Origin of the sequence: Chitinimonas koreensis, from assembly GCF_014353015.1 — a bacterium.
Classification (GTDB): Bacteria; Pseudomonadota; Gammaproteobacteria; order Burkholderiales; family Chitinimonadaceae; genus Chitinimonas; species Chitinimonas koreensis.
On sequence record NZ_CP060704.1, the window covers coordinates 5,088,311 to 5,101,990 of the forward strand.

Consider the following 13,680-nt stretch of genomic DNA (forward strand, 5'->3'; position numbering starts at 1 on the left):
CACTGGATGATTTCGCGCCAGTTGATTTGAGTCACCGTCCGATTCTTGCACAGCTTGCGGCAGTCGGTCGCATCGGTGCAGTTCTCCGAACAGCCGCCCTGCCCTTCTTGACGCCGTAGTTCTTGCCCGCATCGTTGGTATCGCCGACCCCGGTCACCACGATGTCGCTGGCGATCGAACGCGAGCCGTTGGGCAGGCTGCGGCTGACGGTATAGCCGGCGTTCTTGATCGACGTCCCCTTGATCGTCGCCTGCACCGCACTGCTCTGGCTACCGCCGTCGGCGTAGTTGAGCGCGATGACGGTATTGATCGCCTGCGCGCTGCAGACTTCGGTGCCGTTGACCGAGCTCGCCGACGACGACGACAGGTTCATCACGTCGAAGATCAGCAGGTTCTGGGCGTTGACGTAGCGCGGCTCGCCGACCAGGCGGGTACCGTTGCCGGTGTTGTTCTGCTGGTCGACCAGGTTCATGTACCAGCCGCTCTGTGTGGCCCAGTCGATCGCGCAGTCGCTGCTGCCGCACTTGCTATCGATGTAGACGAAGCCGCCCGCATCGTCGACGCTGACCTTGCCGGTCCCGTACGCCGCATCGAGCGTGGCCTGCGTGTAGTACTTGTAGCTGCGCTGCAGCAGCTTCGACTTCACTACCGGCTTGTCCTGGTCCCAGATGCCGTAGAAGCTGTTGATCGCGTCTTCCTTGGGACAGGTATTGCTGACGTCGCAATCGCCGAGGAACTTGCCGGTACCGAACATCACCATCACGCCGGTCAGCGTCTCCGGCACGCCGTCCTTGAGCGTGACGGTCCCTTGGGTCGGATGCTTGAGCACCACCGGTGCGGCGATGATGGGCTGGCCGCCGGTGCGGACATTGCTGGAGTTGTAGGTCGCGGTCGTGAACAGCGGCTGCTTGACCCCGTTCAGCTTGGCCACGCCCCATTCGCTCGGATTGCTGCTGCGCAGATCGAATTTCCACACGTTGCCGTACAGGTCGCCGGCATAGATCACGTCGACGGCGCCGTTGCCGGCCGCCCTTCGGCGGCCAGGATGTTGAGGTCGCCATAGGACGGTGCCGACAGGCCGTTCGGATCGGTCGTGTCGCCGACGCCCACGTCGATCTTCACGTAGCGGTTGGTCCAGCCGGTGGTCGAGGACGGTCCGCTCGCATCGAGCAGGTAGAGCACCGCCTTGCCGTTCGTGCTGTTGTAGCCATTGCCGGTGATGACGCGGAACTTGCCGTCGTTGGTCTTCAGGATCAATGGGATGCCGACCATGTAGCCCATGTCGGCGTCGTCGTCGCTGGTGAACTCCCAGCGCACGATCTTCGACGCGTTGGCGACGTTGAACGAGGACGGGTCGGTCACGTCCAGCGCGAACAGCCCCTTGGCACCGAAACCCGCGGCCGAGACCGCCAGGGTCGACCACTTGAGCGTGCCGCTGCCGGACCAGCCGTTCTCGATCTGCACGTCGTTGACCGAGGCCTGCCGGCTGTTCACGTAGTACTCGTGGCCGTAGGACTGGCTGGTCAGCTTGCTGAGCTTGCTGTAGACCATGTTCGGCACGTAGCCCAGCATCTCCTTGCCCTTGTCGTCGGTGTCCTGAGTGGCGTTGAGGCCGTGGAACACGCCGGCGTTGGCACCGAAATACACGACCGGCGTGCGCGTGGAGTAAGCCGTACCGAAGGTGGTGAAGCCCGACTCGCCGGCCCGGTAGGCCGGGTCCACGCCGCTGATGTAGTAGGGGCTGGAGTCGAGGATGTCGCCGTAGTAGTTGCTCTGCGTCGTCGTGCTGCCGATCTGCTCGCGAGTGCGGAACAGCGGCGAGCTCAGGCCTTCCTGCGCCTTGGAACCCCGCAGATAGCTGACCCGCTGGGAACCGAGCGAGTCGAGCGTACCGCTGCCGTCCTTGTTCAGCAGCGCCTGCTGAGCCGAGGACAGGTTGCCGTACTCGAACGCGACACCGCCACGGGTATCGCTCTTGCTGGTCAGGAGCACGCGGTTGGCCGGGGTCAGCAGCTTGTCGGAAGCGGAGCTCGACCACAGCGTGGTCAGCGCGCCGGTATCCTTCTGCTTGATGTAGGCGGTCAGGTTGCCGGACCAGTTGGTCGCCACGTAGGACGCCTCGTACACGATGGTGCCGGTGTCGCTCGAGCTGCTGACGCCGCCGGCGCCGACCTGGGCCTGCTTCTGGGCCTTGCCGTCCTGGTCGGCGAAGGCCTTGCTCAGCTGTTCCTTCAGCTTGAGCGGGCTGTTCACCAGGAAGTAGCTGTCCGGCGTGCCGCTGGTGGGCGGCTGGTTGGGGCCGCCGTACTTGGCCAGGTACCAGAGCGGGTTTTCCAGGTCGGTCAGGATCGAGCTCGAAGAATTGTCCACCGTGAAGGTCTTGCTGCTCGACAGCGGCAGCTTGCGCGCCAGGTTCTTCGTACCGCTGGAATTGACGCCGGTGGTGTTCGGATAGGTCGGCGTGCCGCTGGTGGGCGGGCTGTCGAGCCCGGCGATATCGACGTCGCTATTGCCTGACCAGCTGCGCCGGCGGCTCGAGTAGTTGCACTTCTGGGTGGATTCGTCGGTATTGCGGATGGTCGCCGTCGTCGCGCTCGATGCCGAGGTCGCCGAATCGAGGTTGGCGGTATCGCAATCGCGCACCACCAGATAAGCCTTGTCCGCCGAGGTATTGGTGCCGTTGATGGCATAGCCCATGTGCTGGGTGCCGCCGCCGGCCGCGAAGATCGAATCGACCGCGACGGTGAAGGTATCGTCGGCGTTCACGCTGACGGTGTAGTAGGCGATCGCGTCCATGTCATCGTCGCCCGAACCGACGTCGGTATCGGAGAAGCTGACGCGGATCTTGTAGATCGGCCGGCCGCCATTCTGGCTCGAATCGGTCGGGAAGCCGGACACGTTGTAGATCTTGTCGATGAAGAAGCCGACGTACTTGTTGCCGTTGCCGTTGGTGCTCTTGGCGAACGGCGTCACCACGATGCGGCGGCCCTTGAGCGTGAACTCGATGGTCGGGTTGGGCGAGGACAGCGCGACCGCGTAGGTACCGATGCGCAGCGCCGTGTTGGTCGAGATCAGGCCGTTGTTGCGGCCGAACTGGCCGACCATCACCGACTTGTAGGTGCCGCCCAGCCGCGGCTCTTCGGCCAGGTTGGCGATGCTGTTGAAGCTCGACAGGGTCTGCTGCACCGGCTGCGAACCGTCGGAGACCAGCACGCTCTTCGAACCGCCGAACTCGGTGGTCCACAGCGAAGTGCCGAGGCTGGAGCTGTCGAAGGTCAGGCCGCCGATCGTGGTCCCCAGGTTGTCGCCGTCCTTCGACGGCGTCACGTCCGAGATCACGGTGATGAAGGGCTTGGCCTTCTTCAGGCTGGCGTCGGAGGTAGCGACGGCGTAGGGATCGACCCAGGTCGGCTCCGGCAGGCCCGCAGGCCAGCCGGACGCGGCGCCGGACGCGCTGGGCGCGGTCAGGCCGGCGCCCAGCGTGTCGGTCTTGAAGGTCGAGGTCGGCGAGGCCGCGCCCGAGTAATAGCGCATCGTTTCGTACAGCATCTCGGCCAGCGGGTTGTAGACCCAGCTGGCGCTGCCATAGCTGTCGTTGGCCCAGCCCTGCAGCCGCAGCTTGCTGATCGTCGCGATGATGCCGTTGGTGCTGTAGTTGAAGGTACCGTCGTCGGTCTTGATCTCGTCGGTCAAGAGGCCGATGTTCTTGCGCAGCACCCCACCCTTGTCGTTGTTCGAATAGCTGCCGGTCAGAAGGCCGAAGCGCATGCGGTCGCAGGAACCGTACTGCTGCAACAGGCCGGTCGGCTTATAGCTCTTGGCGCCGGTGGATTTGTTGGTATAGGTGACGCACTCGTCCTCCAGCATGCCGGACTTGCAGACTTCGACCCGGACCGTATACGAGGTGATCGAACTGCTGACGTCCACCGCGTCGCCGCCGCCATAGGCCGAATTGTCGATCGTGTTGCCGCTGACCGGCACTTCCTTGGCGGTCCATTCCCAGATCCGCTCCTGCCGATCCTTCAGCAGCTTGAGCATCGGCGCGTTGGAGATGCCGCCGGTGCTGTCGGTCGGCGTCACGTTGACGAACAGGTGGCGCTTGCCGCTGGCCGGCACGCTCAGCGGCGTGTACTTGCTGATGTCGTAGCCGTCGACGGCCACGCTGGTGTATTCCTTGCCCCAGGTATTGGAGTTGCTGGGATGTAGGCGCGCTGCAGCACGGTCGAGGTCGCGCTGTCGGTATAGCGGTTGCCGCCGTACAGCACGCGGCTCAACGCATCCATGCGCGAAGTCGTCATGTAGTTGAGGAAGTCGCCGCTCCACTTGCCCGAGCAGGTCTTGTCGGTGGTGGTGCTCGACGGCGAGAACATGCCCGAGGCGTAGGTGTAGCACTTGTACGAATCGAACAGCCCGTAGTAGTCGATCCGGAAGTTGCCCTTGACCGAGCCCTTGGTCGAGTCGATCACCTTGTAGCCCTTGTAGCCGACGTCGATCAGCGCGGTGCTGCCGTCGGCCTCCTTCTCCAGCAGCGCCGACGCATCGTTGTAGGCCGCCATCCAGAGCTTGTAGTCGCGCTCCAGCACCAGCATGTTGAACGAAGGGATCGTGCTGGTCACCGACAGCGGCCGATAGGGATCGCGATCGGTCTGGGTGATCGTCGCGGCCTGGAGCGCGAGCGGCAGCAGCAGGGCGGGCAGCACCAGCGCCCAGCGAATGGATTTGGACATGATGTTTCCTTTACCGCTTCAGCTCATGCACGTTTTGACGATCGCCCGCAGGACGACGGCGCTTTCGGCGCTGCCCCGGTCCCGAACGACGTGACTTCGTAGTAATCGCAACTGGTCTGGCTGTCGGTTCCCGGCGTCAGCTTCTTCAGGATGTAGCGTGGCTGCTCGCCGACGTTCGGCACCTCGGCCTTGGCCGCGCTGCCGCCCACGTTGCACGCGCCGTTGACCGCGCAGCTCTTGTCCTTGTTCGAGGAAGAGGCCAGCCAGTACGACGCCGTGGTGAAGCTGGAGGTATTGGCGGCGGTGCCGCACAGGCCGCCCACGCAGTTGCTGGAGCCATCGTCGGCCGGCGGGCTGACCAGCCGGCCCTGTGCCTGCAGCAGCGCGTATTCGGCGGCCTGGAAGGCCTGGCTATGGTTGCGGCTGTTGCTGGCGGAACGCTCGTAGATCGTCGCGCCGCGGATCGAGTAGATGACCACGCTGGTCAGCACCACCAGGAACACCAGGCTGGTAATCAGAACGAAGCCGTCTTCGTTCGCGTCGTATCGCCGTCTCATGGCACACCTATTCGAAATGGTTTCGCAGCTGCATCGTGCTGACGAAGGTGCGGTACATCGCCTTGTCGGTCGCCGTGGCGCTCGTGCCGTCGCACTTCTGGTAGCTCATCGCCTGGTCGAGCACCGTCGTGCTGTCGGTCTTGAGCACGAGGCACAGGCGCACGGCGTAGACATTGACCCACTTGCCGGCGGAGATGGTCGCGTTGTAGGCGTCGACGATCTGGTCGGGCGTGGCGGAGGTGTCCTCTCCGAACGACAGGCTGTAATCGACCACGTTGTCGACGATCGACTGCGCGCTGGCGTCGACGCCGTAGCGCTTGCACATCAGGCTGCTGCCGCTCTTGTAGAGACTGAAGCTGTAGGTGGTCGATTCGGTCGTCAGGAACGGGTAGTTGGTATCGTTGCCCTCGTTCTTGTCGCAGCGGATCACGTTCTTGCTGCTGTCGCCCTTGAAGCGGACGTTCAGCAGGCTGACGCCGCTTACCGTATCGGTGCGCAAGGTCTCGCTGGCGGCGAACGGCGTGCTGGCCGGAAACGCGGTAGCCAGCTTCATGTTGCCCTTCGAGTCGCCGGTGCTGGCCCAGACCCGGAAGCCCGACTGGGTGATCATCCGCTTGTAGGTCTCGAGCGCGTAATGGCCGTCGTCGCTGAGCCGGTTCAGCGAAGCCTGCATGGTCCGCGACTTGCCGGTCTGCACGTAGATGGCCGCCACGCCCATGGCCAGCACCAGGCCCAGGCTCAGGCCGATCATCAGCTCGACGATGGTGAAACCGAGTTGCTTTTTCATGGCGGCCTAGATCGTGGTCGAGTAGAGCAGCAGGGTGGCCGAAGTATCGCTGGCGGTGCTCTCGCCGCGCGCCGGCCGGATGTCCTGCCACCAGACCTTGATGACGTAGGGCGCGGCACTGTAGGTGCCGGCGCTCGGCGACAGGCAGCCGGTCTTGGTGGCGAAGTTGCTGTCGCTCGGATCGAGCACCGGGCTGGTGCCGGTGGGCGAATCGTCGGATGAAGCGCGGCAGACGATCGCGCCGCCGGTGCTGCCCATCGGCAGGCTGGCGCGCGCCAGCGTCATCCAGGCCGCAAGGTCCGCCTTGGCGATGTCCCCTCCCGCAGTGGTCGGCGGGGTGTAGCCGCTCACCCAGGCACAGGAAATGGTCTTGGCCGTATCGGTTGCGATCGTGCACTTGAGCTTGCCGTAGTCGGGCGGCAGCACCACCGTCTTGTTGTTCTCGTCCACCACCGCGCTGGTGCCGTCGCGCAGCACGATCTTGGGCGAACGGTTGGCGCGGATGCGCTCGGCCATGTCGTTGGCGAGGTCGGCGGCGACCGAACGCCAGTAGGAGCTCTGGTTGCTCCTGAGCGAATAGGTCTGCAGCGACGCGACGCCGAGGATGCCGATCGAAATCAGCAGGACGGAGAGCATCACCTCGATCATCATGATGCCGGACTGGCGGTACATGGCCGTGATCCCCTCTAAGTACAGGCGCTGCCGAGGCTGCGGTAGCTGCGCCCGGTCTTGTCGACGGTGACGATGCGCTGGTTCGCGCCGGTCACGCAGAAGGTGAATTTGCGATCCGAGCCGGCACCCAGCGTCAGGCCGCGGAAGCTGACGCTGACGAGGTCGGTCGGGTTGGGCGTCAGCGAGCTGAGCCCCTTGATGCCGCCGCCGACGCGCAGCAAGGTATCGCCGGTGTCGAAGGCGCCGCTGGCGTCCTTGTCGACGAAGATCAGCCAACCGGTCTTCCAGTCCGGACTCGAACTCTTGCAGGTCGGCGAGGCGGCGTTGGGATCGCTCGAATTGCAGACGACCACCAGCGTATTGCGCTTGATCGCCTCGGCCCGGGCCAGCAGGAGGCTGGTCAGCAGCTCCTCGGAGGCGCCGCTCAGGCGGGCGTTGCGGATCATGGTGACGAGGCTGGGCGCCGAGATCGCCATCACGATGCTGATCAGGCCGATCGTCATCATCATTTCGATCAGGCTGAACGCCCGCTGGCGCCCCGGCGCCGCGATCCGGCCGACGCCCTTCCGGGGCCGAGCGATGGTCATGAATGGGAAGGACATCTGTCTCGCCATCTTGTTGTTCACGCGCCGGACCGCCGACCCCGCCTGTCGCCGCGGGAACTTATCGGGCCGGGCCCATTTCCAGCGTCGACGATACCGAGCCCGCCGGCGCCCCACCAACCTTGCCGACGAACGCCCCGTTTACCCACACCAACGGCATAAAGGCAGTCTGCAGGCCTTATCCAAGCTAGATTTGAAGCCCCGGAAAAGCAAAGCGCCCCGAACAATCGGGGCGCTTTGCCTGAAACGCGTACGACGGGCACCGAGGCCGCGCGCGAGCGCACGGCCCGGGGCGGGACTGGGCTTACATGCCCATGTCCATGCCGCCCATGCCGCCCATGCCGCCGGCGGCCGGAGCGTCGTCCTTCGGCAGTTCGGCGATCATCGCGTCGGTGGTCAGCAAGAGGCCGGCGACCGAAGCGGCGTGTTGCAGGGCCGAACGGGTGACCTTGGCCGGATCCAGCACGCCTTGCTCGACCATGTCGCCGTACTCGCCGGTAGCGGCGTTGTAGCCGAAGTTGGCGCTGCCTTCGAGCACCTTGTTGATGACCACGCTCGGCTCGTCGCCGGCGTTGGCCACGATCTGGCGCAGCGGGGCTTCGATCGCCTTCAGCACGATCTTCACGCCCTGTTCCTGGTCGTGGTTGCTGGTCTCGACCTTGCCCAGGTTGGCGCGGGCACGCAGCAGGGCGACGCCGCCGCCGGCCACGATGCCTTCTTCGACGGCGGCACGGGTGGCGTGCAGCGCATCTTCGACGCGGGCCTTCTTTTCCTTCATTTCGACTTCGGTCGCGGCACCGACCTTGATCACGGCCACGCCGCCGGCCAGCTTGGCCTTGCGCTCTTGCAGCTTCTCGCGGTCGTAGTCGCTGGTGGCTTCTTCGATCTGGGCGTTGATCTGGGCCACGCGGGCCTTGATGCCGTCTTCGGCGCCGGCGCCGTCGATGATGGTGGTGTTTTCCTTGCCGATCTCGACGCGCTTGGCCTGGCCGAGGTCGTTCAGGGTGGCCTTCTCCAGCGTCAGGCCGACTTCTTCGGCGATCACGGTGCCGCCGGTCAGGATGGCGATGTCTTCCAGCATGGCCTTGCGGCGGTCGCCGAAGCCAGGCGCCTTGACGGCCACGACCTTGAGGATGCCGCGGATGGTGTTGACCACCAGGGTGGCCAGCGCTTCGCCTTCGACGTCTTCGGCGATGATCAGCAGCGGACGGCCCGACTTGGCGACTTGCTCGAGCACCGGCAGCAGGTCACGGATGTTGCTGATCTTCTTGTCGAACAGCAGCACGTAGGGGTTGTCCAGCGAAGCGATCTGCTTTTCCGGATTGTTGATGAAGTAGGGGCTCAGGTAGCCGCGGTCGAACTGCATGCCTTCCACGGTGTCGAGCTGGTTTTCCAGCGAGGAGCCGTCTTCGACGGTGATGACGCCTTCCTTGCCGACCTTGTCCATCGCGTTGGCGATGATCTGGCCGATGTCTTCGTCGCTGTTGGCCGAGATCGAGCCGACCTGGGCGATTTCCTTGGAGGTGGTGGTCGGCTTGGCGATCTTCTTCAGCTCGGCGACCAGGGCCACGACGGCCTTGTCGATGCCGCGCTTGAGGTCGGTCGGGTTGAAGCCGGCGGCCACGTACTTCATGCCTTCGCTCACGATGGCCTGGGCCAGCACGGTGGCGGTGGTGGTGCCGTCACCGGCGATGTCGGAGGTCTTGGAAGCCACTTCCTTGACCAGCTGGGCGCCCATGTTCTCGAACTTGTCCTTCAGTTCGATTTCCTTGGCGACCGAGACGCCGTCCTTGGTGATGGTCGGGGCGCCGAACGAACGCTCCAGCACCACGTTGCGGCCCTTCGGGCCCAGGGTCACCTTGACCGCATCGGCCAGGATGTTGACGCCGGCAACCATCTTGCTGCGGGCGGAATCACCGAACTTGACTTCTTTCGCTGCCATTTTCAAATCTCCAAATTTGTTTCACCGACACGCCTTCGGGCGCGTCGCCCTTTCCTCTACGAGGGGCAAGGGCCGGGATATGGGGTATAGCGCGTGCGCTGACGGCACGGGTCATCGCAATGCGACGACTCAGGCCTCGACGACGCCCATGATGTCTTCTTCGCGCATCACCAGCAGTTCGTTGCCGTCGACCTTGACGGTCTGGCCGCTGTACTTGCCGAAGATCACCTTGTCGCCGGCCTTGACCTGCAGCGCGCGGACCGAGCCGTTGTCGAGCAGCTTGCCGGTACCGACAGCGACCACTTCGCCCATGTCGGGCTTCTCGGCCGCATTGCCCGGCAGCACGATGCCCGAGGCGGTTTTTTCTTCGGCTTCGACGCGCTTGATCACGACGCGATCGTGCAGGGGACGAATCTTCATGGTTTTCTCCTGTGGGGGTACTGTTCGAATGCCGTAACAGGCAAATCAAGGACTTGAAGTCTGCTGCTAGCACTCATCGCTAACGAGTGCCAATGATATGGGCGACCCTAGCCCATTTCAAGAGCAGGGTGTTTCGGATAGATGAAGATTTCGGGCAGGCGGCCACCCGCGCCGACGCCCGGAACCGAGCCTTCCCGGGACGCTCCGACCACGGCAAGGCCGCCCAACCCGCACCGAAAGGAATCCCCGATGTCGATCCGCCACCTGTCCTGGCCGCTGGCCGTCCTGCTGTCCGCCCTGCCCTGCCTCGCGGCCGACGATGGCGCGCTCGACGCGCTGGCCGGCCTCAGCGCCGCCCGGCTGCGGCTGGCCGACCTGGTGGCGGCCAGCAAGTGGCATAGCGGCCAGCCGATCGAGGATGCGGCGCGCGAGCGGGTGGTCCTGCAGCGCGCGGTGGCCGACGCGGCGGCGGCAGGCATCGACGCCGGCTGGGCCGGGCAGGTGTTCGCCGGCCAGATCGCCGCCAACAAGGCGGTGCAGGCCGGCCTGCATGCGCAATGGCGCGAGGCCGGCGAAGCGCCGGCGCGGCAGCCGGATCTCGCCCAGGAGGTGCGGCCGGCGATCGACGAGCTCAACGGCCGCCTGCTGGCCGCGCTGCCCGAGGCCGCAGCGCTGCGCCGGCAGGCCGATTGCGCCGAGCGGGCCGCCGCGGCCGCATTGCGCGGCGCCGAGCGGCAGGGCCTCGACGCGCTGCACCGCGCCGCGCTCGGCCAGGCGCTGGCGGCGCTGTGCGATGCGCCTCAGCGGCGATAGCGCCAGCCGGCGGCGAACAGGCAGGCCCAGCCGGCCAGCAAGGCCAGCCCGCCGATCGGCGTGACCATGCCGAGCTTGGGCGTAGCGGTGAGCGTGAGCAGGTAGAGGCTGCCGGAGAACAGCACGATGCCGGCCACGAAGCCGCGGCCGGCCCAGTCGCCGAGCCTGCCCAGCTGCGGCGCGAGCGCGGCCAGCGCCAGCAGGGCCAGGCTGTGCAGCATCTGGTAGTGCACGCCGGTCTGGAACACCGCCAGGTATTCGGGCGTGAGCGTGGCCTTGAGGCCGTGGGCGGCGAAGGCGCCGAGCGCCACGCCGCTGAAGCCGCCGAGCGCGGCGAGCAGCAGCCAGGTTCGATTCATCGCTTTCCCTCTTGGTTGGAGCGGAAAAGCGGCGAGCGTACGTGAATGGGTGCGGCCGCGCAGCTAAGGATTGAGTTGCGGTAGAGGGATTCGGCGCTGCTTGGCGGACGACGCGCCGCTGTCGCCGGGACGGCCAGCGGTACCCGGCGGGCGCTCCCTCACCCTGCCCTCTCCCGGGGGAGAGGGTGGGCGCCGCTGAGTCGACCTTCAGTTCATCTCTTGCACGCCTTGGCGTACAGGCGCGCAGCGTCGATTCAATTGCGCCTTGAGCCCCCTCAACCCAACAGCAGCCAACCGCCCGCGGCCGCCGCGACCATGCCGAAGCCGCGCTGCCAGCGGCCGTGCGCCGGGTCGAGCCGGCCGAAGCCGATGCCCGCCAGGTGCAGGCCGGCGGTGGCCAGCAGGAAGCCGGCGGCGTAGCCCCAGCGGCTGCCGTCGGCCGGCAGCTCGGCGCCGTGCGCCATGCCGTGCACCACGGCGGCGGCGGCGCAAACGGCGAGGCCCGGCCCGGTCGGCAGCCGCCAGGCCAGCGCGACCGCCAGGCCCAGCGCCAGCACGCTGAGCGCGATGGCGGTCTCGGTGAAGCCCGCCGCGTAGCCGGCCATGCCGAGCGCGCCGCCGAGCGCCATGGCGGCGACGAAGGCGGCCGGCAGCAGCCAGACGCGGCGGCCGCCGTGCTGGGCCGACCAGACGCCGACGGCGAACATCGCCAGCAGGTGGTCCCAGCCCAGCAAGGGATGGGCGAAGCCGGCCGCGAAGCCGTGGACGTGGTCGCCGCCGCTGTGGGCCAGCGCCGGCACGGCGAGCGCGGCGGCAAGCAGGTGGATCGGACGGATCTGCATGGTTCGGTGTCTCCTGGTTTTGATGGGGCGAATCGAGCGGAACGGGCGTGGCGCGGCTAGCCGCCGGAATCGACGCCGCCCAGCATCCCGCGCGTCTCGATGAAGCGGACGATCTGCTCCAGCCCCTGGCCGATCTTGAGGTTGGTGAACAGGAAGGGCCGCTCGCCGCGCATCCGCCGCGCGTCGCGGTCCATCACCTCGAGCGAGGCGCCGACGTGGAAAGCCAGATCGATCTTGTTGATGATCAGCAGGTCGGACTTGCAGATGCCGGGACCGCCCTTGCGCGGGATCTTCTCGCCGGCCGCCACGTCGATCACGTAGATCGTCAGGTCCGACAGCTCCGGGCTGAAGGTGGCGGCCAGGTTGTCGCCGCCCGATTCGACGAACACCAGGTCCAGCTCGGGAAAGCGCGCATGCAGCCGCGCCACCGCCTCGAGGTTGATCGAGGCGTCCTCGCGGATCGCCGTGTGCGGGCAGCCGCCGGTCTCCACGCCGAGGATGCGCTCGGGCGGCAGCGCCTGGTGGCTGACCAGGAAGGCGGCGTCCTCCTGGGTGTAGATGTCGTTGGTGACCGCGGCGACCTCGTAGTCGTCGCGCATGGCGCGGCACAGCGCCAGCGTCAACGCGGTCTTGCCTGAGCCGACCGGGCCGCCGATGCCGACGCGCAGCGGGGTCTTGTTCATGGGTAGTCCTCCTCGATGGCCGTCGCGACGACGGCGGAATGCAGTGCAGGGATCGGGCAAGGGCAGCCGAAGCCGCGCCGGTGCGGCGACGAGCGGTTCATGAGCGGAACAGCCGGCTGTACTGCGTTTCGTGCAGGCAGGCCGCCAGCGCGAAGCCCGGCGCCAGGTTGTGCCAGTCGTCCTCGTCGGCCGGCGCCGCGGCCGCCGCTTCGGCCAGCAACGGCAACAGGCGCGACAGCAGCTGCTGGCCGGCGGCCTGGCCCAGCGGCAGCGCCTTCATCAGCACCATCACCTGGTTCTCCAGCCAGCTCCACAGATAGGCGCCGCGCGCCGCCTCGCCGTCCAGGCCCCAGGCCGCGGCGGCCAGCGCGTAGAGCGCCGGCCAGCACGGCCGCCGCAGCTGCGCCGCCCGTTCGCGCGCGGCGGCCGGCAGGTCGGGCAGGCCCTCGAGCAGGCGGGCCATCGAATAGCCCATCTGCAGCGTCTCGGCGCGCAGCTCGGCGGTCTCGCGGCTGGCCAGCCAGTCGTCGTTGAGGCGCTGGGCGGCAGCCGCATCGCCGGCCTGCCAGGCACCTTGCAGCGCGGCCAGCAGCGGCAGTTCGTAATGGGCGAGGCCGAGCTGCAGCAGGTCGGCGATCCAGCGCTCGGCCGTCGCCGCGTCGCGCACCGTGCCGGCCTCGATCGCCCACTCCAGCCCCTGCGAATAGCTGTAGGCGCCGACCGGCAAGGCCGGGCTGGCGAGCCGCAGCAACTGGCCGAGCGCGAGCGCGGAGGCGGCCATCAGCGGGCGAAATCGTGGATGCGCGGCTTGCGCACGAACTCGCTCTCGCCATGCGCATGCGGCGTGCCGGCATAAGCGCCGGCCTCAGGCTCGAACGGCGCCTCGAGCGCCACCAGCTCGGCGCCGAGCTGCGCCAGCAGGTCGCGCAGCACGTAGTCGTCGAGCAGGCGCAGGTAGTCGGGGCCGACTTCGAGCATCACGTGGCGGTTGCCCAGGTGATAGGCGGCGCGCGCCAGCTCCCGGCCGTCGCGGCAACGCACCTCGAGCACCGCCTCGGGCCGCGCCACGATGCGCAGCACGCGGCCGTCCTCGCCGCGCAGGCAGTCGCCGCCGCGCAGCACGCTGCCGCGGTCGAGGAACAGGCCGACCTCCTCGCCGCCGGCCAGCCGGGTGCGCAGCCGGCTCTTCTGGCGCAGCTCGAACGGCAGCGCCAGTTCGGCGTCGGCCTGCGGCTGCGGGGGGATGCGTTCGGTGATCAACCACATGGGCGTTTTC

15 protein-coding genes are annotated in these 13,680 nt (G+C 66.9%); 1 reads left to right on the forward strand and 14 read right to left on the reverse strand.

Annotated elements, in window-relative coordinates; genetic code table 11:
- Window positions 1–31: 31 nt before the first annotated feature.
- The 9 genes from H9L41_RS21515 to groES form a co-directional block, all read right to left on the reverse strand.
- Window positions 32–1,006 carry a PilC/PilY family type IV pilus protein gene (locus tag H9L41_RS21515; RefSeq protein WP_187523585.1) on the reverse strand — a complete coding sequence of 325 codons (975 nt, stop codon included), beginning with the start codon at window positions 1,004–1,006 and terminating at the stop codon, window positions 32–34.
- Window positions 1,003–4,161 carry a pilus assembly protein gene (locus tag H9L41_RS21520; RefSeq protein WP_187523586.1) on the reverse strand — a complete coding sequence of 1,053 codons (3,159 nt, stop codon included), beginning with the start codon at window positions 4,159–4,161 and terminating at the stop codon, window positions 1,003–1,005. The genes H9L41_RS21515 and H9L41_RS21520 overlap by 4 nt, the downstream gene beginning before the upstream one ends.
- Window positions 4,119–4,727, reverse strand: coding sequence for a hypothetical protein (locus H9L41_RS21525; RefSeq protein WP_187523587.1), 609 nt, complete (start codon window positions 4,725–4,727; stop codon window positions 4,119–4,121). The genes H9L41_RS21520 and H9L41_RS21525 overlap by 43 nt, the downstream gene beginning before the upstream one ends.
- Window positions 4,728–4,750: 23 nt before the next feature.
- Window positions 4,751–5,284, reverse strand: a complete 534-nt coding sequence (locus tag H9L41_RS21530) for a pilus assembly PilX family protein (protein WP_187523588.1) — start codon at window positions 5,282–5,284, stop codon at window positions 4,751–4,753.
- Window positions 5,285–5,291: 7 nt separating this feature from the next.
- Window positions 5,292–6,071: a PilW family protein gene (locus tag H9L41_RS21535; protein ID WP_028447714.1), complete on the reverse strand. Its 780-nt coding sequence runs from the start codon at window positions 6,069–6,071 to the stop codon at window positions 5,292–5,294.
- A gap of 6 nt (window positions 6,072–6,077) precedes the next feature.
- Entirely contained in the window at window positions 6,078–6,743 is a 666-nt protein-coding gene (pilV, locus tag H9L41_RS21540; RefSeq protein ID WP_051319345.1) for a type IV pilus modification protein PilV, read from the reverse strand.
- Between the two features lie 14 nt (window positions 6,744–6,757).
- Window positions 6,758–7,345: a GspH/FimT family pseudopilin gene (locus tag H9L41_RS21545; RefSeq protein WP_169730234.1), complete on the reverse strand. Its 588-nt coding sequence runs from the start codon at window positions 7,343–7,345 to the stop codon at window positions 6,758–6,760.
- Between the two features lie 304 nt (window positions 7,346–7,649).
- Window positions 7,650–9,287 carry a chaperonin GroEL gene (groL, locus tag H9L41_RS21550; RefSeq protein WP_028447715.1) on the reverse strand — a complete coding sequence of 546 codons (1,638 nt, stop codon included), beginning with the start codon at window positions 9,285–9,287 and terminating at the stop codon, window positions 7,650–7,652.
- A 129-nt stretch (window positions 9,288–9,416) separates the two neighbouring features.
- The gene (gene groES / locus H9L41_RS21555) at window positions 9,417–9,707 is read right to left on the reverse strand and encodes a co-chaperone GroES (protein ID WP_028447716.1); all 291 of its coding nucleotides are present in this window, start codon (window positions 9,705–9,707) and stop codon (window positions 9,417–9,419) included.
- A gap of 249 nt (window positions 9,708–9,956) precedes the next feature.
- Here groES and H9L41_RS21560 point away from each other — a divergent pair, with 249 nt between their 5' ends.
- Window positions 9,957–10,520 carry a chorismate mutase gene (locus H9L41_RS21560; RefSeq protein ID WP_034607945.1) on the forward strand — a complete coding sequence of 188 codons (564 nt, stop codon included), beginning with the start codon at window positions 9,957–9,959 and terminating at the stop codon, window positions 10,518–10,520.
- Here the strand turns inward: H9L41_RS21560 and H9L41_RS21565 are convergent.
- From H9L41_RS21565 to ureE, 5 genes are all read right to left on the reverse strand, one after another.
- Window positions 10,508–10,879, reverse strand: coding sequence for a DUF423 domain-containing protein (locus H9L41_RS21565; RefSeq protein WP_028447718.1), 372 nt, complete (start codon window positions 10,877–10,879; stop codon window positions 10,508–10,510). The two genes, H9L41_RS21560 and H9L41_RS21565, sit on opposite strands and share 13 nt — an antisense overlap.
- Before the next feature lie 275 nt (window positions 10,880–11,154).
- Window positions 11,155–11,721, reverse strand: coding sequence for a HupE/UreJ family protein (locus H9L41_RS21570; RefSeq protein ID WP_034607946.1), 567 nt, complete (start codon window positions 11,719–11,721; stop codon window positions 11,155–11,157).
- Between the two features lie 56 nt (window positions 11,722–11,777).
- Window positions 11,778–12,404, reverse strand: a complete 627-nt coding sequence (ureG, locus tag H9L41_RS21575; RefSeq protein WP_028447719.1) for an urease accessory protein UreG — start codon at window positions 12,402–12,404, stop codon at window positions 11,778–11,780.
- A 97-nt stretch (window positions 12,405–12,501) separates the two neighbouring features.
- The gene (locus H9L41_RS21580; RefSeq protein WP_034607947.1) at window positions 12,502–13,185 is read right to left on the reverse strand and encodes an urease accessory protein UreF; all 684 of its coding nucleotides are present in this window, start codon (window positions 13,183–13,185) and stop codon (window positions 12,502–12,504) included.
- Window positions 13,185–13,670: an urease accessory protein UreE gene (ureE, locus tag H9L41_RS21585; RefSeq protein WP_028447721.1), complete on the reverse strand. Its 486-nt coding sequence runs from the start codon at window positions 13,668–13,670 to the stop codon at window positions 13,185–13,187. Before ureE ends, H9L41_RS21580 begins: the two co-directional genes overlap by 1 nt.
- Between the last annotated feature and the right edge of the window lie 10 nt (window positions 13,671–13,680).

Bases quoted from the DNA above. Each gene is read 5' to 3' on its own strand.
- H9L41_RS21525 (WP_187523587.1), bottom strand. From the start codon at position 4,727: ATGTCCAAATCCATTCGCTGGGCGCTGGTGCTGCCCGCCCTGCTGCTG.
- H9L41_RS21530 (WP_187523588.1), bottom strand. From the start codon at position 5,284: ATGAGACGGCGATACGACGCGAACGAAGACGGCTTCGTTCTGATTACC.
- H9L41_RS21535 (WP_028447714.1), bottom strand. From the start codon at position 6,071: ATGAAAAAGCAACTCGGTTTCACCATCGTCGAGCTGATGATCGGCCTG.
- pilV (WP_051319345.1), bottom strand. From the start codon at position 6,743: ATGTACCGCCAGTCCGGCATCATGATGATCGAGGTGATGCTCTCCGTC.
- H9L41_RS21545 (WP_169730234.1), bottom strand. From the start codon at position 7,345: ATGTCCTTCCCATTCATGACCATCGCTCGGCCCCGGAAGGGCGTCGGC.
- groL (WP_028447715.1), bottom strand. From the start codon at position 9,287: ATGGCAGCGAAAGAAGTCAAGTTCGGTGATTCCGCCCGCAGCAAGATG.
- groES (WP_028447716.1), bottom strand. From the start codon at position 9,707: ATGAAGATTCGTCCCCTGCACGATCGCGTCGTGATCAAGCGCGTCGAA.
- H9L41_RS21560 (WP_034607945.1), top strand. From the start codon at position 9,957: ATGTCGATCCGCCACCTGTCCTGGCCGCTGGCCGTCCTGCTGTCCGCC.
- H9L41_RS21565 (WP_028447718.1), bottom strand. From the start codon at position 10,879: ATGAATCGAACCTGGCTGCTGCTCGCCGCGCTCGGCGGCTTCAGCGGC.
- H9L41_RS21570 (WP_034607946.1), bottom strand. From the start codon at position 11,721: ATGCAGATCCGTCCGATCCACCTGCTTGCCGCCGCGCTCGCCGTGCCG.
- ureG (WP_028447719.1), bottom strand. From the start codon at position 12,404: ATGAACAAGACCCCGCTGCGCGTCGGCATCGGCGGCCCGGTCGGCTCA.
- H9L41_RS21580 (WP_034607947.1), bottom strand. From the start codon at position 13,185: ATGGCCGCCTCCGCGCTCGCGCTCGGCCAGTTGCTGCGGCTCGCCAGC.
- ureE (WP_028447721.1), bottom strand. From the start codon at position 13,670: ATGTGGTTGATCACCGAACGCATCCCCCCGCAGCCGCAGGCCGACGCC.